Annotated in this window: 19 protein-coding genes and 2 pseudogenes; 12 read left to right on the top strand and 9 right to left on the bottom strand. The window is 70.7% G+C overall.

What is annotated here, in order from left to right; genetic code table 11:
• Window positions 1-2: 2 nt before the first annotated feature.
• The 5 genes and pseudogenes from ABZ354_RS02735 to ABZ354_RS02715 form a co-directional block, all read right to left on the bottom strand.
• Window positions 3-1,046 carry an ABC transporter substrate-binding protein gene (locus ABZ354_RS02735; protein WP_358652148.1) on the bottom strand — a complete coding sequence of 348 codons (1,044 nt, stop codon included), beginning with the start codon at window positions 1,044-1,046 and terminating at the stop codon, window positions 3-5.
• 275 nt (window positions 1,047-1,321) lie between these two features.
• Window positions 1,322-1,483 carry a putative leader peptide gene (locus ABZ354_RS02730; RefSeq protein WP_358652146.1) on the bottom strand — a complete coding sequence of 54 codons (162 nt, stop codon included), beginning with the start codon at window positions 1,481-1,483 and terminating at the stop codon, window positions 1,322-1,324.
• 153 nt (window positions 1,484-1,636) lie between these two features.
• Window positions 1,637-2,872 carry an acyl-CoA dehydrogenase family protein gene (locus ABZ354_RS02725; RefSeq protein WP_358652144.1) on the bottom strand — a complete coding sequence of 412 codons (1,236 nt, stop codon included), beginning with the start codon at window positions 2,870-2,872 and terminating at the stop codon, window positions 1,637-1,639.
• Window positions 2,873-2,885: 13 nt separating this feature from the next.
• On the bottom strand, window positions 2,886-3,467 hold the full coding sequence (locus ABZ354_RS02720; protein WP_358652142.1) for a winged helix-turn-helix domain-containing protein: 582 nt from the start codon (window positions 3,465-3,467) through the stop codon (window positions 2,886-2,888).
• A gap of 291 nt (window positions 3,468-3,758) precedes the next feature.
• A pseudogene (locus tag ABZ354_RS02715) lies at window positions 3,759-4,183 on the bottom strand (hypothetical protein); the annotation flags it as partial.
• A gap of 729 nt (window positions 4,184-4,912) precedes the next feature.
• Here ABZ354_RS02715 and ssuE point away from each other — a divergent pair.
• The 5 genes from ssuE (at window position 4,913) to ABZ354_RS02690 (ending at window position 8,796) form a co-directional block, all read left to right on the top strand.
• Window positions 4,913-5,479, top strand: a complete 567-nt coding sequence (ssuE, locus tag ABZ354_RS02710) for an NADPH-dependent FMN reductase (RefSeq protein ID WP_358652140.1) — start codon at window positions 4,913-4,915, stop codon at window positions 5,477-5,479.
• Window positions 5,480-5,642: 163 nt separating this feature from the next.
• A complete protein-coding gene (locus ABZ354_RS02705; protein ID WP_358652138.1) occupies window positions 5,643-6,161 on the top strand; it encodes a hypothetical protein in 519 nt (172 codons plus the stop codon).
• A gap of 224 nt (window positions 6,162-6,385) precedes the next feature.
• Window positions 6,386-7,324, top strand: coding sequence for a Rieske 2Fe-2S domain-containing protein (locus tag ABZ354_RS02700; RefSeq protein WP_358652251.1), 939 nt, complete (start codon window positions 6,386-6,388; stop codon window positions 7,322-7,324).
• A complete protein-coding gene (locus tag ABZ354_RS02695; protein WP_358652136.1) occupies window positions 7,308-7,847 on the top strand; it encodes a DUF1360 domain-containing protein in 540 nt (179 codons plus the stop codon). The genes ABZ354_RS02700 and ABZ354_RS02695 overlap by 17 nt, the downstream gene beginning before the upstream one ends.
• 394 nt (window positions 7,848-8,241) lie before the next feature.
• Window positions 8,242-8,796, top strand: a complete 555-nt coding sequence (locus ABZ354_RS02690) for a hypothetical protein (RefSeq protein WP_358652134.1) — start codon at window positions 8,242-8,244, stop codon at window positions 8,794-8,796.
• A gap of 48 nt (window positions 8,797-8,844) precedes the next feature.
• Here the strand turns inward: ABZ354_RS02690 and ABZ354_RS02685 are convergent, their stop codons facing one another.
• Both ABZ354_RS02685 and ABZ354_RS02680 read right to left on the bottom strand, forming a co-directional pair.
• On the bottom strand, window positions 8,845-9,030 hold the full coding sequence (locus ABZ354_RS02685) for a DUF2071 domain-containing protein (RefSeq protein ID WP_358652132.1): 186 nt from the start codon (window positions 9,028-9,030) through the stop codon (window positions 8,845-8,847).
• Window positions 9,031-9,439: 409 nt separating this feature from the next.
• Window positions 9,440-9,546: pseudogene (locus tag ABZ354_RS02680) on the bottom strand (transcriptional regulator); the annotation flags it as partial.
• 251 nt (window positions 9,547-9,797) lie between these two features.
• Here ABZ354_RS02680 and ABZ354_RS02675 point away from each other — a divergent pair.
• The gene (locus tag ABZ354_RS02675; RefSeq protein WP_358652130.1) at window positions 9,798-10,814 is read left to right on the top strand and encodes a zinc-dependent alcohol dehydrogenase family protein; all 1,017 of its coding nucleotides are present in this window, start codon (window positions 9,798-9,800) and stop codon (window positions 10,812-10,814) included.
• Window positions 10,815-11,234: 420 nt separating this feature from the next.
• Here the strand turns inward: ABZ354_RS02675 and ABZ354_RS02670 are convergent, their stop codons facing one another.
• Window positions 11,235-12,101 (bottom strand): helix-turn-helix transcriptional regulator, encoded by an 867-nt coding sequence (locus ABZ354_RS02670; protein ID WP_358652128.1) that lies wholly within the window; start codon window positions 12,099-12,101, stop codon window positions 11,235-11,237.
• A gap of 474 nt (window positions 12,102-12,575) precedes the next feature.
• On the opposite strand from ABZ354_RS02670, the gene ABZ354_RS02665 reads away from it, so the two are divergent.
• The 6 genes from ABZ354_RS02665 to ABZ354_RS02640 all read left to right on the top strand — a co-directional run bounded on the left by ABZ354_RS02665 (window position 12,576) and on the right by ABZ354_RS02640 (window position 21,186).
• On the top strand, window positions 12,576-16,763 hold the full coding sequence (locus ABZ354_RS02665) for an amino acid adenylation domain-containing protein (RefSeq protein ID WP_358652126.1): 4,188 nt from the start codon (window positions 12,576-12,578) through the stop codon (window positions 16,761-16,763).
• A 51-nt stretch (window positions 16,764-16,814) separates the two neighbouring features.
• A complete protein-coding gene (locus tag ABZ354_RS02660) occupies window positions 16,815-17,771 on the top strand; it encodes a DMT family transporter (RefSeq protein ID WP_358652124.1) in 957 nt (318 codons plus the stop codon).
• The gene (gene epsC / locus ABZ354_RS02655) at window positions 17,768-18,367 is read left to right on the top strand and encodes a serine O-acetyltransferase EpsC (RefSeq protein WP_358652122.1); all 600 of its coding nucleotides are present in this window, start codon (window positions 17,768-17,770) and stop codon (window positions 18,365-18,367) included. Before ABZ354_RS02660 ends, epsC begins: the two co-directional genes overlap by 4 nt.
• Window positions 18,368-18,512: 145 nt before the next feature.
• On the top strand, window positions 18,513-19,505 hold the full coding sequence (locus tag ABZ354_RS02650; protein WP_358652249.1) for a cysteine synthase family protein: 993 nt from the start codon (window positions 18,513-18,515) through the stop codon (window positions 19,503-19,505).
• Window positions 19,502-19,993, top strand: a complete 492-nt coding sequence (locus ABZ354_RS02645) for a cupin domain-containing protein (RefSeq protein WP_358652120.1) — start codon at window positions 19,502-19,504, stop codon at window positions 19,991-19,993. Before ABZ354_RS02650 ends, ABZ354_RS02645 begins: the two co-directional genes overlap by 4 nt.
• The gene (locus tag ABZ354_RS02640) at window positions 19,978-21,186 is read left to right on the top strand and encodes an MFS transporter (protein WP_358652247.1); all 1,209 of its coding nucleotides are present in this window, start codon (window positions 19,978-19,980) and stop codon (window positions 21,184-21,186) included. The genes ABZ354_RS02645 and ABZ354_RS02640 overlap by 16 nt, the downstream gene beginning before the upstream one ends.
• Here ABZ354_RS02640 and ABZ354_RS02635 read toward each other — a convergent pair.
• Window positions 21,155-21,763 (bottom strand): DUF642 domain-containing protein, encoded by a 609-nt coding sequence (locus ABZ354_RS02635; RefSeq protein WP_358652118.1) that lies wholly within the window; start codon window positions 21,761-21,763, stop codon window positions 21,155-21,157. The genes ABZ354_RS02640 and ABZ354_RS02635 overlap by 32 nt on opposite strands.
• Window positions 21,764-21,863 lie beyond the last annotated feature (100 nt).

The raw sequence follows: 21,863 nt of genomic DNA, 5'->3' as shown, positions 1-21,863 counted from the left end.
GATCAGCTCCCGCTCTTCGCGGCGGAGGACTTCTTGTAGTCGTTGAACTCATTGGTGTAGAGGTCCGACAGCGTGACCCGGCCCTTCTTGACGTCGCCCCGCTGGGCCAGCCAGTCGACCCACAACTGGAGTTCCTTGCCGGTGATTCGGCCCGCCGTCTCGGCGACGCCGTAGGACCGCCAGAACTTCAGCGGTGCGGTGCCCTCGTTGCGGCCGCGCTTCTTCACGATCTCCGTCATCCGGTCGACGACTTCCTCGTGCGGAGTGGAACGGGACCACTCGACGGCCCGCCCCACGGCGGTGACGAAGATCCGGGCCGTGTCGGGGTTCTGCTGCAGGAAGCGGTCCGTCATCACGTACGTGCCGGCGCTGAACGAGCCGAGCAGCTGGTAGTCCGTGAACAGTGGGCGGACGCCGCCGGTCGCCAGGGCCTTGTCGCGCAGAATGCCGCCGAGCACGGCCACGTCGATCTGCTTCTGACGCAGCGACTGCTCCGTGTTGACCGGAGGCACCACGAGCGGCTCGACCTTGCCGATCTCCGCCCGGGAGAGACCGCCTCGCTGCAGATAGATGTCGAGCATGGCCTCGGAGTGGGCTCCGAGGGTGTTCATCCCGACCTTCTTGCCGATCAGGTCGCGGGCGGAACGGATGGGGCTGTCCTTGAGGACGTAGAAGCCGTTGTAGGCGTACTTGTCGGCGCCGTAGTAGCTGATGACGGCCTTGATGGGAGCGTTGTTCGCGGCCAGTTTGACAACTGCGCCGTTGAACGCGCCGCCGAAGTCGATTTGGCCCGTGGCCGCGGACTGGATGTCCTGTGGCCCGCTGATGGTGTTGCCGACCCACTTCAGCTTCACGTCCTCCAGATAGCCGAGATCCTCGGCCAGTTCCGGCAACGTGACCTGACCCGCCCAGCCTTGGTACCGGAGCGTTCTGGTCTGTCCCTTGCCGGAGGTGGCTCCGGTTGCGGTGGTGCCGCAGCTCACGGCCACCGCCGAAAGACCGAGCAGAGAGAGGAACTGGCGTCGGGTCGATGCCGTAGTGGCCATGGAAAGGTCCTGTTCAAACGAATGGGGACTGACGTGGGATCGGCGGGCGCGCTACCCGAAATAGCGAGAAGTGACGCCTGCAGGGGTTCTTCGACATGCAGAATCCCCAGCCGGAAGGAGCGCTCGGAAGTTGAGCGCGACAGGGCGGAAACCGACTGAGTAAGGAGACCTCGTCAGGAATGCCTGCGGGAAATCAGTGATCTACGACGGCAGTGGCATGGTCGTAGCAGCCGAATCCGAGAAGGAGCGGGAGAGAGCAGTGCTCGTCAGCGGGTTCAGTGGCCGACGGCACAGATGGCGCTGGCCTGACGTCGTAGATCGACGTGCAGGCGCGCGGTGAGATTCTCGAAGTTGCTCACAAGTAGGAGAGTTGCAGCAATATCCGGCCGAGTCAACGTCGCGTGCGTGTATGTCTCATATTCTGAACTGCCCGACATGCAAGTGAAGTGCGCCGTTCACAATTGCCTTGATGTCAGGCTGCATGGCGAATCCCGATCACGCCGAGTTCGGCCGCGATATACCGAGCCAATTCGTTCTCGTAGCGGTTTTCCGGAGCGGACGCCTTGTCACAGAACCGGAGCTCCGGGTCCTCAAGGTCGGACAGGCAGGACGAACGGTGGGTGTGCACCGTTGAGGAAGTAGTCCCCGACGTCGCGGAGCCGGTGGGCGACGGGCTCGTACACGGTGTGAGTCCGGGCGTTGCGCCAGAAGCGGTCGAGGCCCAGCTGCGAGGACGCGGAGCGGGCGCCGATGATGTCGAGGGCTCGGGCGGTGGACTCCTGCGCTGCCCTGGAAGCGGCGGCTTCGGCCATGGTCACGAGGACGGAGATCTCCGCGTACTCGTCGTAGGTGAGGTCTTCGCCGCGTGCCAGCCCGCCGTTCACGGCATCCACTGCCTGATCGGCGAGCGCGGACGCGGAGCGGGCGAGGACTGTGAGTTCTCCGTAGGCGGTCAGCACCTGTAGGCCCTGGGGAGAGCCGGCCGGCCGGTCCGGGTGCCAGGGTGAGTGGCCCGCCCTGCTGTACTCACGGGCTTCGGCGAGCACCCCCTCAGCCATGCCGAGAAGGAGCTGGACCGAGAGAAGGCGCCCGACCGGCGATGCCAGAGCAGCCAGGGGTGACAGAACGTCCTCGTCCGCGGACAGGGAGCCGAGTACGTCGTGGGCGGCGACCGGTACGGCGTCGAACTCCACGCTCCCGCCGGCCGCGAGCCGCTGGCCGAAGGGGTCGGTGTCGCCGTCGATCCGCACGCCGTGGCGGGCGGAATCGACGACGACCGCGAGTGGTTCGCCGGTGTCGGCCCGCTCGGCCCGCACGGCGAGGCGGTCGGCGACCAGAACCCCCGTGGCGTAGCTCTGCCGACCGTCGAGCACATGGCCACTGCCTTTCCTGGTCAGCGTCAGAGGCAGTTCCTGACGGGCGAGACCACCACCCCAGCACCACTGCCCCGCCGCGGACTTCCGCTCGACCTGAGCGGCGAGGGCAGGCATGGCGAACAACCGGGCGCTCCACGACAGGAAGTAGTGACAGCCGAGCACTTGGCCGATCGCGCCGTCGGCGGCGGCGATGTCCCGGACGACGGCGTAGGCCGTGGGCCAGTCCGCGCCGCCTCCCCCGAGCCCAGCCGGTAGGAGGAGCGTCAGCAGTCCCGCCTCACGAAGCCCGGACACCTCGTCGAACGGGGCCTTGCCTGCCTGCTCCCTGGCCACCGCGTCCGTGGCCAGGTCGTCCGCCGTCTCATGGGCCACGCGCAGCCAGTGCGCACGGCCGGGCCCGGTCCGGTCGGAATCCGAGGCGGGTCCGGACGGCGCAGTGGCAACGCCCATGGCGGTGGTCTCCTCAAGGTCGGCGGCAAGGTGCGGTGTTGGGGTACTCCTGCCGGTCGGCCACGTACTTGTAGCCCACGCGCCGTACGGTGACGATCCGGTGCCGGTGGGCTCTGCCCAGCTTGCGGCGCAGCCGCGCGATGTGGACATCCACGGTGCGGCCGTCGCCGATGTGGTCGTAGCCCCAGATGCCGGTCATCAACTGCTCGCGCGAATGCACCTGGTGGGGATGGAGAACGAGATGGGCCAGCAGCCCGAACTCCAGGTAGGTGAGGTCGAGTTCGCGTCCGTCCAGCTCTGCGACATGCCGCGCGGGATCGACGCGTACGCCGCCGCCTCCCGTCTGCCGCACGGCGGGTGCGTCCGTGTAGGTGACCGGCCGGATCTCCGGTCGTGTCACGTCCTTCGCGAAGAGCTGGGCGGGATCGGTGCCCTCGGGGACGAGCACGAGGTAGCCGACGAGGGGAGCGGAACCTTTTCCCCCGTCGCCTCCCTCGTCGCCGAACTGCACGGTGTCGCCCACGAGGCGGAGGTGGCGCATGTCGGGGAGTGGCGCATTCAATGGAGTGGCCTGGGCCGGAAGTGCCGTGGTCATGGCGGTCGTCCTTCAGGGTGCGTCGGGTCATCAGGCGCACCGGTGGCTTTGCCTGATCACCTGGGATGAGAGAGAAGGAGCGGAGTGGCACGCGCAACGTGTGAGCGGCGTGCCCTCTACGCGCGACAGCAGGCGGCGCTGACGACGTGACCAAAGTCGACATGCCGACGACGAACGAGTCGCTGCTGCGTGTGGGCCATGTGCATCATCCTGCGCACCCGCTGGGCGGGCCGTCAATACTTTCCTAGTAAATCGGTGGGAAATGTAGGGAACGCAACGCCGCGGGTGGACTCACCGGCCACCGTCGACTGCCGGGCGGGCATCGGGCGCCGCCGCCCTGTACAGCCGGGCGCGCAGCGTGGCCGGATGGACCCTGAGCTTTTCCAGAGGCGTGGGCGGCAGCGCGAGGGCGGAGCCACGCGCGTAGTAGCGCTCGACGTAGAACTGCCCGCGCTGAGCACGGCCGTGACGGCGATGTACCGGAGGGTGGCCACCATCAGCAGCGGGATGACCTGGTACGTCTGGTTGCCGCACGCGATGCGCTCCACGTACCCCCAACTCGGCGTGCGCAGAACAGGGTCAGCAGAAACACGCATCACGGCCAAGGGGATGCCGAGCAGAAAGCCGAGGACCATCACCACGCCGGTCAGCCACAGGGTGAGCAGCAGCCCGTCGAGCACGGCGGCGGTGGTGAAGTACCGGCCGACCACGTCCCACACGGTGCGGGCAAGGGGCGGTGTGGACGGGGTTCGGTTAGGCGTCATCGCGCGCCGTGTCCCTCAACGCGGCCGGTACGGCTGCCGCGCGCGGCGGAGCCGGTCCGTCCTCGATCGTATGGGCGCACCTCGCGCATGTGTCACTCACGCACAGGAACTGCTGGACGCCGGTCCGGTATCCGGGCCGTAGTTGACGAGAAGCGAGATGTACTGCTCAATTAATCGCATGAATGCCGAGCAGCGCCTGGTCACCCGTGACCACATCGACTTCGGTCGGGTGTGGTCCGCAGCGTGTTGCGCCTGACGCGGCAGCGGGCCGTCTGACCGGCCGTTCCCTCCCTCGGTGATCCCGTCGCGGGCCGAGTTCCTCCCTCCGAAGCACCGTCGTACGCATGCGCTGAACACACGCTGAATCCGCGTACGAACGGTTTTGCGAGAACTGGCACGCGCTGCCGCCGCCCGACCACGCCCGGGGCTCATGTCCCGGCGTCATCACACCTCCTCACCACTTAAGTCCCAGCATCCTGAAGTGCCGTCACACCCGGCCGCTCCGAGGGCTGCTCCACCGTGCCCGCGTGCTGCCCACGGCACGGCCCCAGAGGCCGAGATCAACACGCCCGGACTGCCCAAGACCAACAAGTAGCCGCCGAGGGCGCGGGGCCGCAGTACGCCGCGGTACGCGGCCCAGCACCAGTCCCACGCATACCTCTCGCTCCCGAAGGATCCGCAATGGCCACCGTCCTGTCCGTCTCCGGAAGCCCCTCCGCCACCTCCCGTACCGCCCGCCTGCTGCGCCACCTGGATGCGCGGCTCACGGCACAGGGACACCAGGTGATCCCCCTGGACGTCCGCACCATCCCCGCCGAGGCCCTGCTCGGCGCCGACTTCCGGCACCCGGCGATCGTCGAGGCGACCGAACTGTTCGCCCGCGCCGACGGGGTCGTGATCGGCACGCCCGTCTACAAGGCCGCCTATTCCGGGCTGCTGAAGTCCCTGCTGGACCTGCTGCCGCAGTACGGCCTGGTCGGCAAGACGGTCCTCCCGCTGGCGACCGGCGGGAGTACGGCGCACGTCCTGGCGATCGACTACGCGCTGCGCCCGGTGCTCAGTTCCATGGGCGCCGCGCACATCGTCCAGGGCTGGTTCACGCTCGACAAGGACCTCGCGGTGGGCGTCGACGGCACCCTGACCGTCGCGCCGGGCCCCGCCGAGGCCCTCGCACAGGTCGTCGACCAGTTCTCCGAAGCCCTCGGCAGCCGTACGGCCCTGCCGACGGCCGTCGGCAGGGCCGCTTGACCGGACAGTGATCAGTCGTAGGTCAGTACGCGGGGGACTCCTCGCCGCGACCATGGCCGGCTCGTTGTTTCTCGGGGCCGCCGGGTGTGGAGGAGACGAGCACGAAGCTCCGGAGGCGGCTGACAAGGCCGTTCCGGGGACACAACTGTGTGGTGGCAAAGCCATGTCCGCCGACGCGTCCAAGGCGCTCAAAGCGATCACGGGCTCGTCGCGATTCGAGGCGTCGGCAGAGCTGTCCACCATCGCGCAGGCCGCGGCGGCCCTTGTCGATGCCTACCCGACCCCTACGGTGAGGGAGGACGTCTGCCGTGTCTACACGGCCGCCGACGCGCCGGATTTCGACCTCCGAATCACCTGGAGGCTGGACGACAGCCCTCCGAAGGGCGCCGCGGCCCCGCAGTTCACCGCTCTCAAGATGGGGGAGGAGGCCGGCGCTGCGGCGACCAGTGCATACGTCTGTTTCGCGTGCCGCGGCACCAGGTTGCCCGACTCGTTGGGGTTGGCCCACATCGCCATCAACGTAAGGCGCTGGATGTTCCCGACGGAGCCCGAGGGCGACATCGAGGCGTTGAAGGACGCCTACGCGACCGTGGCCCACTCCGTCGCACTGGCCATGGCCAAGGAACTGCGCTGCGAGAAGAACGGCGGGCTCGCCGAACGGCCCGTCCTGGACCCCGCCTAGCCGCTGACGTGCGCGGAAACGACCATGATCAGAGGACTGTCCCTGCCGGGAGGAGGGGCCGTCTGCTGTATGCGGTGCGCCAAAAGGGGAAGGCGGACGGCTGCGTGCGTGCGGTGATCCGGCCGCCGGCTGACCGCGCTCCGCCGCAGGCGCCCCTGCTTCGTTTGCCGTCCGCGAGGGTGGGGACCCGGCCGACCATGAGAGATACGCCACGCCGCTCACAGATGCGGCAGAGCCGGGTTCTGTGGCTGCTGGACCTGCTGGAGCGGGAGCCCAGGGCCGACGCGGTGATCAACGCGGTCCGCAAGGAGGTGCAGGCCCTGCCGCTCGGCGACGGGAGGGACTTCCTGCACGGCAGGTGGCTGGGGCACCCGCTGCATCCGCTGATGGTGCAGGTACCGATCGGAAGCTGGCTGTCGGCGGCGGTACTGGACCTGTACCCAGGACGCTCCCGCGAGGCGGGTCTGCTGGTCGGCGTCGGCCTGGTCTCCGCCGCTCCCGCGGCCCTGGCGGGCTGGGTCGACTGGGCGGAGCTGCACCGCCAGCAGCAGCGTGTCGGACTGGTGCACGCCCTGGCCACCTCGACGGCCGTCGGCCTGTACGCAGCCTCGCTCACCTGCCGCGTCAAGGGACGGCACGCAGCAGGCCGGGCCTACGGCTTCCTGGGGATGACGGCGGTCGCACTCGGCGGCATGCTGGGCGGCCACCTGGCCTACCGCCAGGCATCCGGCGCCAACCACGCCGAGGAGGTCCCGCACATCGTCACCGAGGGCTGGCACCGGATCGGAGCCGTGACGGACTTCCCGGTCGACCGGCCGGTGCGGCGCAGCGTGGACGACGTCCCGGTCCTGGTCGTCCGGGAAACCGGAGGGGCGATCCACGCCCTGGCGGAGCGGTGCAGCCACCTCGCCGGACCGCTCTCCGCAGGCACGGTCCGCGATGGATGCGTCCAGTGCCCCTGGCACGGCAGCGTCTTCCGGCTCTCGGACGGCTGGAACGTTCGCGGGCCGGCCACCGCACCCCAGCCGTCCTTCGACACCCGGATCAGCGAGGGCCACGTCGAGATACGCCTGCGCCAGCATGACCGGAACGGGCAGGTGCGGGACGAGGCTGAAGCGGGGCAGCGACGCACGAAAACGGGAGCACATGAACACGGCAGCTGACGGCCGCCCCGCACGACGTCTGCACGGGCTGCTCCGGCGGACCGGAAGGGAGTATGGGGCGGGGCACGACCGGCCGCTGGGCGGTTACCTCGCGGCCATGGCGGGCTTTGCCACGTACACGACGGCCTGGGCCGCCGCCGTACGCCTCCGAGGGCGCCCGCTGCCCGACCGGCCCGAGCCGTGGGATCTGGTGCTGACCTCGGTCGCGACGTTCCGGCTCAGCCGGCTGCTGACCAAGGCATCGGTGACCAGCCCGCTGCGCGCCCCCTTCACCCGATACGTCGCCCCGCAGGGGCCGGCCGAGCTGTACGAGGAGGCACAGCCGGAGGGCAGGCACACCGCCGGGGAACTGGCGACATGCCCCTTCTGCATGAGCGTCTGGGTGGCCTCCACCCTGACCGCCGGCCAGCTGCTCTGGCCGCGCGCGACGCGCACCGCCATGGGCGCGCTCACCGCGCTGGCCGGGGCGGACACGCTGCAACTGGCGTACGGCGCGCTGATCGAGAAGACAACCGGCGAGTGACCCGGCGGTGGAGCGCGAGGCGTCCGGAGTACTCGGCCGGGAGCCGGGCCGGGACGGACGCGCGGGGGTGTCAGGACGCCCCGCCCCGCCGAGGCGGGCCGCGCGGACGGCCAGGACCACGCCGACGAGGGACAGGCCGGAGCACGGCGGTTCCGTCTGGTCGCGGCCACCATGACGCCCCGTAGACGAATGGCCCGGAAGGCGATCTCGTCTGCCGCCACCATCACTCCGCCCCGGTCAGCACGCACAAGGTCATCGAGTTCCTTGCTCATGGATGTGGTGCCCGCGGCGGTTTTCGCCCCGGGCGATTGCCGCATGGGCGTCCGCGTTCCGCTGTGGTGCGGAGGTACCGACCGCGTGGGTGAAGACGGCGGTAGCGGGTACTCGCCGCAGCATGCTCACGCGCGCGCTGTGGCAGGGACTGCTCGCCGGCACCGCCGGAGGAGTGGTGATGACCCTCAGTGAGAAGGTCGAGCAGGCCGTCACCGGCCGGCCCGATTCCCATGTGCCCGCGCGGGTTCTCCAGCGGCTGACCGGCCTGCCCGAACGTCCCGGCACACAGCCGCTGCCGGTCAACTGGGCCATGCATCACGGCCAGGCCGCCATCCTGGGAATACTGAGGTCGATCATGGCCCAGAGCGGGCTGCGTGGACCGATCGCCTCCACCCAGTTCACCATCGTCCGCCTCACCAACGACCAGATCCTGGAAAACGCGACCGGCGTCGGCGCCCCACCCACCACCTGGCCCCGCCGGGAACTCGTCGTGGACCTCCTCCACAAGGCCGTCTACGCCTTCACCACCGGTGCCGTCGCCGACGCCCTCGCCTCCCGCGGTGGACCCGGCCCCGGACAGCGCCATGCCGCCGTCCGCCCAGGTCGCCACGCCCGCTCCGGCCCCCTGCACCGCAGGTACGCCCATGGGGCAGGGGGAGGAAGACCGTCCGGCTGACCTGCGGCCCAGGACGCCTCTGGGCGGCCGGGAAGGCTGACGGACACGTCACAGGACGCGGGGCATGGGAAGCCCGAGCCGTACCTGCCTGACGCCTTCCGAGAAGTGCACCACGGGCTCGCCGAGAGGAGCTTGTCCCAGGCCCGCCGCGGTCGTCGGCGACTCCTCCAGTACGTCGACGGTGGCGTGTGCCGGCGGCCACGGCTCGTGCTCGACGGGCGTCTCCCAGATCATGCCGAGCCGGCCGGGTGTACGCCCGCCGGCGCGAGGTCAGTCCCACCCGTGCGGCGCCGTCATACTCGTGCACGATCAGTTCCTCGGGCAGCAGCGCCTGTACCGCCTCCGGCCGGAAGGGCCAGTGGACGAACGTCTGCGTCAGCCGGCCGGTCGGACACGCGACGGGTGCTTGACGCTTCGGCCGCCGACCGGCCGCTTCGCCCGGGTGTGCTGGCGCTGTGCCTCCATGGCCGGGACGCGCGCCCGCGACGGCATCGGGTTCGCCCCCGACCATGAGCCCCGCATCGGCCGCTCGGCCATCGCAGGAAGGCCGGCGCCGGGGCAAGCCGCAACCTCGGTCGCACGCACCGTGGAACCGGCAGCGCGGCCCGCCGGGTCTCACCGGTGGGGCGCTGGACGCCGGGCTCGCGTCTTCGGTCGCGGCCAGGGAGGCGAGTAGGCGGAGCCCTCTTCGGTAGGGGAACCGGGTTCGGCGGTGTAGACGGTCATGCTGAGGCCGGGTTCGGCGGCCAGGGCCCGTGGGGGAGGGACGTACTGCCACTACACCTTTCACCGGTGACTCCCCCGGCCGCCGGTATGAGCGGTTGCCTGGAGAACAGACGCCCCTCGAACGACGGCGGCCGGCCCAGGCGGGTACCCGGCGGGGCAGCGCGCGAAGGACGACGGCGCCCTTGACGCCTCCCCGATGCGTACCGCACGGCCACGGCGGCCCCACGGGCCGCCCCCGGCCCCGCCCCTCCAGCGAAACGTAAGGACTTCCCCCCATGCGCGGAGCAGTGATTCACGCCCCCGGCGACGTGCGCTTCGAGACCGTGGACGACCCCAGGATCGTGAAGCCGACGGATGCCGTCATCCGCACGGCCGTGACCTGTGTGTGCGGGTCCGACCTGTGGCCCTGGCGCGGCCTGGACGCGACCGACGAGGCCCACCCGATGGGTCACGAGTACGTCGGATTCGTCGAGGAGGTCGGCAGCGAGGTCACCTCGGTCAAGCCCGGTCAGTTCGTGGTCGGGTCGTTCGCGACCTCGGACAACATCTGTGCGAACTGCCGCAACGGCTTCCAGTCCAACTGCCTGAACCGCGAGTTCATGAGCACCTGCCAGGCCGAGTACGTCCGTATCCCCAACGCCCAGGGCACCCTGGTCGCCACCGACGAGGTGCCGGGCGAGGAGCTCTGGCCCGGTCTGCTGGCCGTCTCCGACGTCATGGGCACCGGCTGGTGGGCCGCCGACGCCGCCGAGGTCGAGCCCGGCTCCACCGCCGTGGTGGTCGGTGACGGAGCGGTCGGCCTGTGCGCGGTGATCGCGGCGAGGGAACTGGGCGCGGAGCGGATCATCGCGATGAGCCGCCACGCGTCCCGCCAGGAGCTCGCCCGGACGTTCGGCGCCACCGACATCGTCACCGAGCGCGGCGACGAGGGCGTCGCCCGGGTCAAGGAGATGACCGGCGGGATCGGCGCCGACAGCGTCCTGGAGTGCGTCGGCACCGCCCAGGCGATGCGCCAGGCCCTGCACTCGGCGCGGCCGGGCGGCTCCGTCGGCTTCGTCGGCGTCCCCCACGAGGTCGCCGTCGACGGCCAGGAACTGTTCTTCTCCCACGTGGGCCTGCGCGGCGGCCCCGCCCCCGTGCGCCGCTACCTGCCCGACCTGATCGACCGCGTCCTGAGCGGCCGCATCGAGCCGGGCAGGGTCTTCGACCTCAGCCTGCCCCTCGAGCAGGTCGCCGAGGGCTACAGGGCGATGGACGAACGCCGCGCCGTCAAGGCACTCCTCAAGCCCTGACTCCGTGCCGCGCCCCGACCTGGTCCTGGCCGCGGCGGACACGGCGACCGGGGGAGCGGTACGCGGCATGCGCCGTGGCGATGTACGAACCCGTACGAACCCGCTGCCCGGCGGAGTGACCGCCCGGGGTGCCGGGGCCCGGGGTGCCCCGCACTGACCGCTGTGCTCGGCCGGTCTGTGCCCGGCGCTGGGGAGCGGCGGTGGGGAGCGGCGGACCGGTGCGCCGGTCCGCCGGACTCCCCGTCGACGCCGTGTCGTCGTGCCATGCCGTGCCATGCCATGCCGTGCCATCGTGCCGTGCCACGCCACGCCCTGCCGTGCCATCGTGCTGTGCCGTGTCGTGCCGTGCCCTGCCATGGGCCGTGTGGCTGTGCCGGGGCAGGTGGGGAGCCCTCGCCCCGTCGTGGCGGCGTCGGGCTGCTACTTGATCACTCCCCGTCTGCCGATCAGGAATCCCGCCTGGAAGCGGCTCTCCGCGCCGAGGCGTTCGAAGATGTCCGCGACGTACTTGCGGCAGGTGCGCAGGGACACGCCCAGGCGTCGGGCCATCGTCTCGTCACGCGCCCCCTCGCTCAGCAGCCGCATGACCTGGAGCTGGACTTCGGTGAACTCCCTGGTGGTCTGGGGTGCCCCGCCGAACCGCCGGGCCAGGCCCCACGCGTGGTCGAAGGCGGCGCACATGTAGGTGACCAGGGACGGGTCGTGCACCAGCGTGGCCGCGCCGGGGATCGTGCGGTGGGGGACGAAGGCGAGGGAGCGGTCGAAGACCAGCAGCCCGCCGAAGAGTTCGGTACTGGTGCGGACCTCGCCGCCGGCCGCGGTGAGGCGTTCCGCGTGGACGCGGGTGGTGACGCGGTTGGGGGCCGAGTTGCGGTACAGGACCTTTAATCGAACCCCGCGGTCAAGGAGTTCGAGGTCGTGCAGCTGCTCGTTGTGCGGGACGAGTTCGCCGTCGGGTCCGCCGGGGCGCGCGGCGAGCACCTCGGAACGGCAGGACGCAAACGCCTTGTTGATCAGCGGGGCGGTCTCGGCGGGGGAGTCGACGACCTCGACCGGGATCGCCGCGGCCGGGCCCGAGGTGCGCGCCGCGTATACGTCGAAGAGGTCGTCGAGGCTCTGCCGGGAGTCCCGCAGTGCCACCATCAGCTGACGCAGCCGGGTCTCGGTGGCCGTCAGCCGGGCGGCTGCCGCCTGCGGGTTGAGCGCGCGCCAGCGTTCGCCGGGCACGTCGCCGGACTCGTCGGTACGCTCGCACTCCATGAGGTGTACGGCGGCAAGCGATTCCAATGCTTCCCGTACCGTATCGGTTGTCAAACCAAGCACACGCGCCGTTCGTGCGACTGAAACGAATCCCTCGGATATTGCCCAGGTGTAAATGTCTAGGTGTGTCGCGTTGAGTATCCGTCCGGAGATCGGGTCGCCCAAGTAGGCGGTATTGTCCACTTTACCCCCGTGCAGTTTGCTGTTTGCAGCATGATGCTGGCGGGAGTGGATTGAACGCAACGGCCCTATCCGGCCAACATGATCGACGGCCGCCGGTGTGCGGTGCCCGGATATCGAGTCAGGGGGAAAGGGACATGTAGCGAGCGGGAACGACCTGAACCACCTCGAACCCCCGAGTCGACACGTGTAGGCCCCACTTGACTGCACCTGACGATGGACGGATCCCGAGCCGGGAGACGCCCGTGACGCCGGGAACGCGCCGCTGTGCGCATTTTCCCGGGAATTTACTGGTCCTTGGGCATGGGAGATAGAAGAGTCGTGGTCGTAGACAACATCGATCCCAGCGCATTCACTTTTCCAGGCGACAGCACGCTGCCCGATCTTCTGCGTCAGCAGGCCCAGGAAAGGCCGGACGCCGCAGCCGTCATATTCCGGGACACCGTCCACACCAACCGTGAACTCGTCGAACGCTCCGAGGAACTGGCCGCCCGATTATGGAACCTCGGCGTCCGCGGCGACACCTGCGTCGGCCTGTTCGCGGAATCCTCCCTGGAACTCATGGTCGGTGTCTGGGGGATTCTGAGCGCGGGCGGAGCCTATCTGCCGCTCTCCCCCGACTATCCCGCCGACCGGCTTCGCTACATGCTCGAGGACGCCCGCGCCGACGTCGTGGTCTGCCAAAAGGGTCTGGAATCCCGCCTCGCCCGGCTGCTCCCGCCCGGCACCAGGGTCGTCGGCCTGACCGCCGACGGTGAGCCGGCACCAGCCCCGGCCGAGGACGGCCGGACCCTGTCCGAGGACGGCCAAAAAACGCTCCCTCACCACCTGGCGTACGTCATCCACACCTCGGGCAGCACCGGCAAGCCCAAGGGCGTGATGATCGAACACCAGTCGATCGTCAGCCAGTTGGGGTGGCTGCGCGAAACCCACGGCATCGGACCCGGCGTCCGCGTGCTGCAGAAGACACCGATGAGCTTCGACGCCGCCCAGTGGGAGATCCTCGCCCCCGCCCTCGGCGCCACCGTCGTCATGAGCACTCCCGGCTCCTACCGCGACCCCGAGGAACTGATCCGGATCATCGCCCGGCACGAGGTCACCGCCCTGCAGGGCGTGCCCACCCTCCTCCAGGCGCTCCTCGACACCGAGGAACTGGACCGCTGCACCTCGCTGCGGCAGATCTTCAGCGGCGGCGAGGCGCTCTCCCGGGGCCTGGCCCGGCGCCTGCTCGACACCCTGCCCGGTCACACCCTGGTCAACCTGTACGGGCCGACCGAGTGCACCATCAACGCCTCCTCGTTCACCGTGCGGGAAGAAGACCTCGACGGCGGCCCGCTCGGCATCGCGATCGGCACACCCACCGCCGGCACCGCCTTCCACATCCTCGACGACGCCGGTGAACCGGTGGCGACCGGGGAGAGCGGCGAGCTGTACATCTCCGGCGTCCAGCTCGCCCGCGGCTATCTGCACCGCCCGGACCTGACCGCCGAGCGTTTCGTGGAGCGGCCCCTCGGCCCGGACGGCGCCCCCGTACGGCTCTACCGCACCGGCGATGTCGTGCACGCCGACAGCGACGGCGTCGTCCACTTCTCGGGCCGCGCCGACAACCAGGTCAAACTCCGCGGTTTCCGCGTGGAGCTGGACGAGATCCGGCTCGCCATCGAGTCCCACGACTGGGTCAGGAACGCGGCCGTCGCCGTCCGCGACAACCCGCGCACCGGCCTGCCGGGACTGGTCGCCTGCGTCGAACTCAGCCCCCGCGAAGCCGCGCTGATGGACCAGGGCCGGGCCGGCGCGCACCACCAGTCCAAGCGCAGCAAGCTCCAGGTCAAGGCCCAGCTGTCCAACCCCGGTCTGCGCTCCGCCGACGACCTCGCCGGCCGCCCCGCCGTCGACCTGCCGGGCCGCACGCCCACGCCCGAGCAGCGCCGCCGCGTCTTCACCCGCAAGACCTACCGCTTCTACGAGGGCGAGCGGGAAGTCACCGGCGACGACCTGCTGCGCCTCCTCGACCGCCGCCCCGCCGCCGCCGCCCCGCGCACTCCCGCCGGCCTCAGCCGCGCCGAACTCGGCGAGATACTCCGCTGGTTCGGCCAGTACCACAGCGAGGACCGGCTGCTGCCGAAGTACGGCTACGCCTCACCCGGCGCCCTGTACGCCACCCAGATGTACTTGGAGACCAACGGGATCGCCGGACTCGCCCCCGGCGTGTACTACCACCACCCGGTCGACCACAGCCTGGTGCAGGTCGGTCCCGCCTCCGCCGAGTCCGCCCCCGCCGACGCCCGCGAGCCGTATCTCCACCTGCACTTCCTCGGTATCCGGCAAGCCATCGAGCCGGTCTACCGGAACAACATCAAGGAAGTCCTGGAGATCGAGACCGGCCACATGGTCGGCCTGTTCGAGGAGGTGCTGCCCGCCCACGGGCTCGGCATCCGTGACCTGGCCTTCGTCCCGGGGGCCGCCGCCCGCCTCGGGGCCGACGACGAGGACTACTACCTCGGCACGTTCGCGCTCACCCCCGGCGACCTGCCGCCGCCCGACGACGGTGCGCAGCTCTACGTCCAGGCCCACCCCGGCGCCGTACCCGGTCTGCCGGCCGGCCAGTACCACTTCCGGGACGGCCGTCTGGAGCACCTGACCGACGAACTGATCGAGCGCCGCCACGTCATCGCCATCAACCAGCGCGTCTACGAGCGCTCCTCCTTCGGCATCACCGTCACCACCGGTGCCCGCGAGCCCTGGCTCCAGTACATCGACCTCGGCCGCCACCTCCAGCGCCTGCAGCTCAACGAGGAACGCGTCGGCCTCATGTCCGCAGGCTACAGCTCCCAGTCCGGCAACGACCTGCCCGCCGCCCGGCGCTTCGCCGACCTGCTGCGCACCACGCGCGGGACGACACCGGGTCCCGTGTACTTCTTCGTCGGCGGCCGGGTCAGCGAGGAGCAGTGGCACGGCGAGGACATGAAGGAGGACGTCGTCCACATGCAGGGTCCGGCGGAGATGATCCGGCAGGATCTCGCCGGGCTGCTCCCCGACTACATGGTGCCGTCCCGGGTCGTCGTCCTGGACCGGCTTCCGCTCACCGCCAACGGCAAGATCGACGCCAAGGCCCTCGCGCTCGCCGAGGAGACCGCTCTCGACGCCGACCAGGCTCCGTTCGTCGCCCCGCGCACCGCCACCGAGAAGCGGATCGCGGCCCTGTGGCAGACCGCGATGAAGTGCGACAGCGTCTCCGTCCTCGACGACTTCTTCGGATCGGGCGGCAACTCGCTCATCGCGGTCTCCCTGGTGCACCGGATCAACCGTGAACTGGGCACCGGGCTGCCGCTCCAGGCGCTCTTCGAGGCGCCCACCGTCGAACGGCTCGCGCAGCGCATCGACGCCGACCACGCCGCCCCCGCGAGCCGGCTCGTCCTGCTGCACGGCGAGCCCGGCCACGGGGCAGCGGGCCGGGGGAAGACCGGCGGCGGGAAGTCCGGCCGGGGGGACGCGGCCCGCCCCGTCTACTGCTGGCCGGGCCTCGGCGGCTACCCCATGAACCTGCGCACCCTCGCCCGCGACCTCGACCTCGGCCGTCCCTTCCACGGCGTACAGGCTCACGGCATCAACGCGGGGGAGACCCCGTACGCCACCATCCGGGAGATGGCCGCCCGTGACATCGAGGAGATCCGCCGCCACCAGCCCGAGGGCCCCTACACCCTGTGGGGCTACTCCTTCGGTGCCCGTGTCGCCTTCGAGGCCGCGCACCAGCTGGAGCAGGCCGGTGAGCGGGTCGACCACCTCTTCCTCCTCGCCCCGGGAGCGCCCCGGGTCCGCGCCCGCCAGGCTGAGGTGCACGGCACGCGGGCGAGCTACAGCAACGAGGCGTTCGTCCGCATCCTCTACTCCGTCTTCTCCGGCACCGTCGAGGGGCCGACCGTGGAGAAGTGCCTGCGGTCCGCCGTGGACGACGAGACCTTCGCCGCCTTCACCCACGGCGAGCACCCGCACCTGGACCTGGAGTCGATCCGGCGCATCATCCGGATCGTCACCCTGACCTTCGACTTCACCTACACCTTCCACGAGCTGGCGGAGCGCCGCGTCCGGGCGCCCGTCACCATCTTCAAGGCCACCGGCGACGACTACGCGTTCATCGAGAACAGCACCGGCTACGCGGCCCGTCCGCCCGCCGTCGTCGACCTGACGGCCGATCACTACAGCATGCTCAAGGAGTCCGGAGTCGGCGAACTGGTGCGGGCCATCAGGAACCGGCTCAGGCGACGCCCCCACAAGGAGTCTGTCGTGCCGCACATCAACATCAAGCATTTCCCCGTCGCGCTCAGCGAGGAGCGCCAGTCCGAGCTGCTCACCGCGCTGACCAGCGCCGTTCGCGAAGCGTTCGCCTGCGAGGAGAAGGTCATCTCCATCGCGCTCGAACCCGTCGAACAGGAGGCGTGGAACGAGCAGGTCTACATACCGGAGATAGTGAACCGCAAGGAGCTTCTCCTGAAGACCCCCGACTACTGAGCCGGCCCGCCGCGCCGGTTCCGTCCCACCAGCCGCTGAGAGAAGCGAGAGATGAAAAACAACGCAACACTGGTCCGCTTCCTGCTCCTTGCCACCCTGTGGGGAAGCAGCTTCACCCTCATCAAGGTGTCCCTCGAAGGGCTCACCCCCAGTCAGCTCGTGCTGAGCCGGCTGGTCCTGGGCGCCCTGCTGCTGATCGGCATCGCCCTGGTCAGCAAGGTCGCCCTGCCCCGTACGGCCGAGGTGTGGGGGCACTACGGCGGCGCCGCCCTCTTCGGCAACGTCATCCCCTTCCTGCTCCTGTCCTACGGTGAGAAGTCGACCGGCGCCGGCATCGCGGGCGTCCTCATCGGTGGCACCCCGCTGCTGACCCTCACCGTCGCCGCCCTCGCGCTGCCCGGTGAGCGGGCCACCCCGCGCAAGATCGTCGGCCTGGTCGCCGGTTTCGCCGGCGTGGTCATCGTCATCGGCCCGTGGGGCGACAAACTCGGCACGCTCGGCGGTCAGTTCGCCTGCCTGGGTGCCGCGCTGAGCTACGCCGTCGGCTTCGTCTACGTCCGCAAGTTCCTCTCCCCGCGCGGCATCCCGCCGCTGGCCGGCGCCGCCTCCCAGCTCATCGCCGCCGCCGTGATCCAGGCCGCCGTCACCCCGTTCCTGGACTGGGACACCCCGGACTTCACCGGCCGCGTGACGGCCGCCATCATCACCCTCGGCGTGCTGAGCACCGGCCTCGCGTACATCCTGTACTTCCGCCTCATCGGTGACGTCGGCGCCGTCACCGCCTCCGCCGTCAACTACGTCGTGCCGGTCGCCGCGGTCATCGTCGGTGTGATCGTGCTCGACGAACCGGTCACCTGGAACCTCATCGTGGGCGGCCTCGTCGTCCTGATCGGCATGGGGTACGCGGAGAACCGGGTCAAGGGCCTGAAGAAGGAGCCGCCGGCCGCAGTCCCGGCCGCCGGCACCGGAGGCGAGAGCGAGGCCGCGCGGACCGGGGACACCCGGTGACCCCCCGGGCCTTGGTGCGGGCGGCACTCGCCGACATCGACACCGTCCGCGACCGCGACCCCTCGCTCGCGTCCCGCACGGAGGCCCTGCTGCACCCCGGTCTCCTCGCCCTCTGGGGCCACCGGGCGGCGCACTCGCTGCACCGCCGCGGTCTGCGCCGCACCGCCCGGCTCCTCTCGGTCGTCGTCCGGGTACTGTCCGGCGGGATCGAGATCCACCCCGGGGCGAGGATCGGCCGAGGCTTCTTCATCGACCACGGCTCGGGCGTCGTGATCGGCGAGACCGCCGTCATCGGCGAGGACGTCACCCTGTTCCACCAGGTGACGCTCGGCTCGGTCGGCTGGTGGCACGACCGGCGGCGCCCGCGCGGCAGCCGCCGCCACCCGGCCGTCGGCGACCGGGTCGTGATCGGCGCCGGGGCCACTCTGCTCGGCCCGATCACCGTCGGGGACGGCGCCGTGATCGGCGCCAAGGCCCTCGTCATGAGCGACGTACCGGCCGGGGCCCGCATGCTGGCCCCGCAGGCCGATCAGCACCAGCCCCGGCGCACCCGTACCGAGGCGGTCCGCGAACTGGCCGCCTTCCCCAGCTGGTGAGCGCCTCCCCCCGCTGCTGAGCACCTTTTTTCCAGCCGGTGAGTGCCCTTCCCCGCTGCTGGCCACCTTCCCCGGCCGGTGAGCCACGTCCCCGGCCGGTGCGCACCTCCCACCGACCCACCGTCAGAAGGAGACCTACGTGCCGATGCAGGCTGCCCGGCCACCCGCCGAATCGCTCCAGGACCTGATCGGGAACACCCCCCTGGTGCGTCTCGATCCGGGCCCGGCCCCCGACCCCGACGCGCCGCCCGTCACCGCCTACGCCAAGCTGGAGGCGGCCAACCCCCTCTCCAGTGTCAAGGACCGCACCAGCCTCTACATGATCGAGGCCGCCGAGAGGCGCGGCGACCTGCGGCCCGGCGAGGGCACCATCGTCGAGGCGACCTCCGGCAACACCGGCATCTCCCTGGCCGCCCTCAGCGCCTCCCGGGGCTACCGGTGCGTGATCGTGCTCCCCGACAACGCCACCCCGGAACGGGTCGGTCTGCTGCGCTCCTTCGGCGCCGAGATCATCCAGACCCCGCACGAGAAGGGGTACGTCGCCGCCATCGAGAGGGCGGAGGAGCTGCACCGGGAGATACCCGGTTCCTGGTTCGCCTGCCAGCACGAGAACCCCGACAACGTCCAGGCGCACTACGCCACCACCGGCCCCGAGATCTGGCGCGACACCGAGGGACGCGTCGACGTCCTCGTCGCCGGTGTCGGCACCGGCGGCACGCTCACCGGCGCCGCGCGCTACCTCAAGGAGCAGAACCCCGAGATCACTGTCGTCGCCGTGGAGCCCGAGCGCTCCCCGGTGCTCAGCGAGGGCTGGGGCGGGCTGCACCGCATCCCGGGCCTCAACGGCGGCTTCGTCGCCCCCACCACCGACGTCGATGTCATCGACGAGGTGCTCACCGTCTCCGACGCCGAGGCGTACGCGGCTGCCCGCGATCTCGCCCGCAGCGCCGGTCTCCTCGTCGGCGTCTCCTCCGGCGCCGCCGCCCACGCCGTGCGGGTGCTCGCTGCCCGCCCCGACTTCGCCGGCCGGACTCTGGTCACGATCTTCCCCGACACCGGCGAGCGCTATCTGTCCTGGCTGGACGACCCGAGCACTGCCATCACCACCGACGACAACAGGAGTGAGACGTCCCGATGACGATGCTTCCGCGCATTCTGCTCCCCGGCGAAGGCGAGACGGTGCAGATCGGCACCACCACCCGAACCGGGTTCAAGGCAGTCGGGGGCGACACCGACAACCGCCTCGGACTGTTCCACCACGAGATGGACCCGGGCGCGCCCGGCGCCTCCCCGCACATACACAAGGAGCAGCTGGAGGCCTTCTACGTCCTCCACGGCACGGTCGAACTCCACCTGGACGGCAAGACGTTCGACGCCCCGCCCGGGACCTTCGTCAACGTGCCGGAGAACATGTCCCACGGGTTCCGCAACCCGTTCAAGGACCAGGCCACCATGCTGATCATCTTCACTCCGGCGAAGAACCGGGAGGAGTACTTCCGCGGCCTGGCCGAGCTGTACGCGGACGGCAACCGGCCCACCGAGGACGAGCTCCTCACCCTGATGTCGAAGTACGACCAGTTCGAGGTCGACGTCGACGGCACCGTCCCCGGCTGGGGCCGGCACTGACTCTCGCCGCACCGCTGAACAGCAGCGCCGCCCGCTCCCGGGCGGCGCTGCTCGTCGCGTCCGCCGGAGCCCTGAGCAGCTTCCACCTGCTGCTCGCCGCGCTGCCCTCGTACGTCGCCCACGGCGGCGCGGGCGGCGCGGGTGCCGGAGTCACCACCGGCGTCACGATGCTGGCCACGGTGCTCATGGAGCTGGCCGCGCCCCGCCTGCTCGCGGCGTACGGCAGCAGGGCCGTGCTCGCCGCGGGTGTCCTGCTCCTCGGTCTGCCCGCCGTCCTGCTGGCGGCGGGCCCCCCACTGTGGCTCGTCCTCACGGTCTGCGCCGCCCGGGGTGCCGGACTCGGTGCCGTCGTCGTCGCCGGAACCGGCCTCGCCGCCGCTCTCGCCCCGCCCGGCCGCCGCGCCAGAAGCCTCGGCGGCTACGGTCTCGCGCTCGGCGTGCCCGCCGTGGTGGGGCTGCCCCTCGGCGTCTGGGCCGGCGAACGGGCCGGCTTCACCCCCGTGTTCCTCGCCGCGGCGGCGCTCGGCCTGCCGGCGACGGCCGCGGCGCTGGCCCTGCCGGGCCGCGTCACGCGTCCTGCCCGCCCGTCCCCCGACCCGTCGGCCGTACCGGGGTCCGGACGGATGTCCGGGCAGACGGCCCCCGCGCTCGTGCTGGGCGCGATGACCCTGGCGGCCGGGGTCATCTCCACCTTCCTGCCGCTCACCGTGCCGGAGGGGGAAAAGGGGCTCGCAGCCACGGCGCTCCTCGTGCAGGCGGCCACGGCCCCGCTCGCGCGCGTGGCGGCGGGCTGGTTCGGCGACCGGTACGGCTCCGGTCGGCTGCTGGTCCCCGCGCTGCTGGCGGCAGCACTGGGCACGGCCGCCCTGGCCCGCCCCGACGTGCCCGCGCTGCTGCTCGCCGGGGCGGGCCTGTTCGGCGTCGGCTACGGACTCGGGCAGAACGCGACCCTCGCCGTGATGTTCGAGCGGGCACCCCGCGCCGCCTACGACCGGGTCAGCGCCCTGTGGAACCTCGCCTTCGACGCGGGCATGGGCGTCGGCGCCGTGGCGTTCGGTTTCGCGGTGGGGGACTGGGGGCACGCGACGGGCTTCGTCGTCACCGCGCTGGTGGTGCTCTGCGCCCTGGTCCCGGCGCTGGCCGGCCGCTCCACGTCCTTCCTCACGTATTTTCGTAGGCGACGATCTGCGTGATCAGGGGTCCGCAGGCGCCGCCGTTGTTCAGCGAGGCGAACTCCAGCGTCGTCAGATAGCGCCGGGCGGTGAACGTCATGGACGCGTACGTCCACTTCCCGGCCGCCGTGGGCGCGCCCGGGTTGAAGAGCTCCGGCATGGGGCCGTTGGTGTCCGTCACGCCGGCGCTGTAGATCTGGCCGGCGCCCACGGGGCATCCGGTCCAGGTGTCGGGTGACTGGAGCCAGGTGACGGTCACCGTGGAGCCGGGTGTGGTTTCCAGGGACTGGATGACGGTCCCCGGGACGGTGCCGTTGAGACTGAGCGCCTGGGTGCCTGTCGGTGCCTGGGCGGCGCCCCGGCCGTAGACGTCGACGTTGCCGTGGGTGACCGACCAGCCGGGCATCTCGGGGCTCCCGACCGTCACGGTGTGGAATGCCACCCCGAGCTGCTCGACGCTCGGCAGGTTGAAGTTCGGGTTCTCGACGTGCACGCGCGTCTGGGCCTGGGCGGGTACGGCGGCGGTGATGAGAAGAGGCAGGGACAGCGCGGCCACGACCGCGGCTCTGATCGAACGGTTGGCCTTCAAGTCGGTCACTCGCTTTCGCTTGCGTCGACGGCCGACGGCGACGGTGCGGTTGCCGGCCGTGCGATGAACTGTGCGGTTGCTTTCCCGCACGCGCGGGAGCCGCATGTCC

The organism is Streptomyces sp. NPDC005925 (assembly GCF_040638805.1).
Lineage (GTDB): Bacteria > Actinomycetota > Actinomycetes > Streptomycetales > Streptomycetaceae > Streptomyces.
The sequence above is the reverse complement of the archived record's forward strand: the minus strand, read 5'-3'. Positions and strand labels throughout refer to the sequence as shown.

Excerpts from the sequence above, each read along its gene's own strand:
- ABZ354_RS02705 (WP_358652138.1), top strand. The coding sequence starts at position 5,643 with ATGTCCGCCGACGCGTCCAAGGCGCTCAAAGCGATCACGGGCTCGTCG.
- ABZ354_RS02685 (WP_358652132.1), bottom strand. The coding sequence starts at position 9,030 with ATGATCTGGGAGACGCCCGTCGAGCACGAGCCGTGGCCGCCGGCACAC.
- ABZ354_RS02690 (WP_358652134.1), top strand. The coding sequence starts at position 8,242 with ATGCTCACGCGCGCGCTGTGGCAGGGACTGCTCGCCGGCACCGCCGGA.
- ssuE (WP_358652140.1), top strand. The coding sequence starts at position 4,913 with ATGGCCACCGTCCTGTCCGTCTCCGGAAGCCCCTCCGCCACCTCCCGT.
- ABZ354_RS02675 (WP_358652130.1), top strand. The coding sequence starts at position 9,798 with ATGCGCGGAGCAGTGATTCACGCCCCCGGCGACGTGCGCTTCGAGACC.
- ABZ354_RS02650 (WP_358652249.1), top strand. The coding sequence starts at position 18,513 with ATGCAGGCTGCCCGGCCACCCGCCGAATCGCTCCAGGACCTGATCGGG.
- ABZ354_RS02695 (WP_358652136.1), top strand. The coding sequence starts at position 7,308 with ATGAACACGGCAGCTGACGGCCGCCCCGCACGACGTCTGCACGGGCTG.
- ABZ354_RS02660 (WP_358652124.1), top strand. The coding sequence starts at position 16,815 with ATGAAAAACAACGCAACACTGGTCCGCTTCCTGCTCCTTGCCACCCTG.
- ABZ354_RS02730 (WP_358652146.1), bottom strand. The coding sequence starts at position 1,483 with ATGTCGGGCAGTTCAGAATATGAGACATACACGCACGCGACGTTGACT.
- ABZ354_RS02735 (WP_358652148.1), bottom strand. The coding sequence starts at position 1,046 with ATGGCCACTACGGCATCGACCCGACGCCAGTTCCTCTCTCTGCTCGGT.
- ABZ354_RS02645 (WP_358652120.1), top strand. The coding sequence starts at position 19,502 with ATGACGATGCTTCCGCGCATTCTGCTCCCCGGCGAAGGCGAGACGGTG.
- ABZ354_RS02720 (WP_358652142.1), bottom strand. The coding sequence starts at position 3,467 with ATGACCACGGCACTTCCGGCCCAGGCCACTCCATTGAATGCGCCACTC.
- ABZ354_RS02725 (WP_358652144.1), bottom strand. The coding sequence starts at position 2,872 with ATGGGCGTTGCCACTGCGCCGTCCGGACCCGCCTCGGATTCCGACCGG.
- ABZ354_RS02700 (WP_358652251.1), top strand. The coding sequence starts at position 6,386 with ATGCGGCAGAGCCGGGTTCTGTGGCTGCTGGACCTGCTGGAGCGGGAG.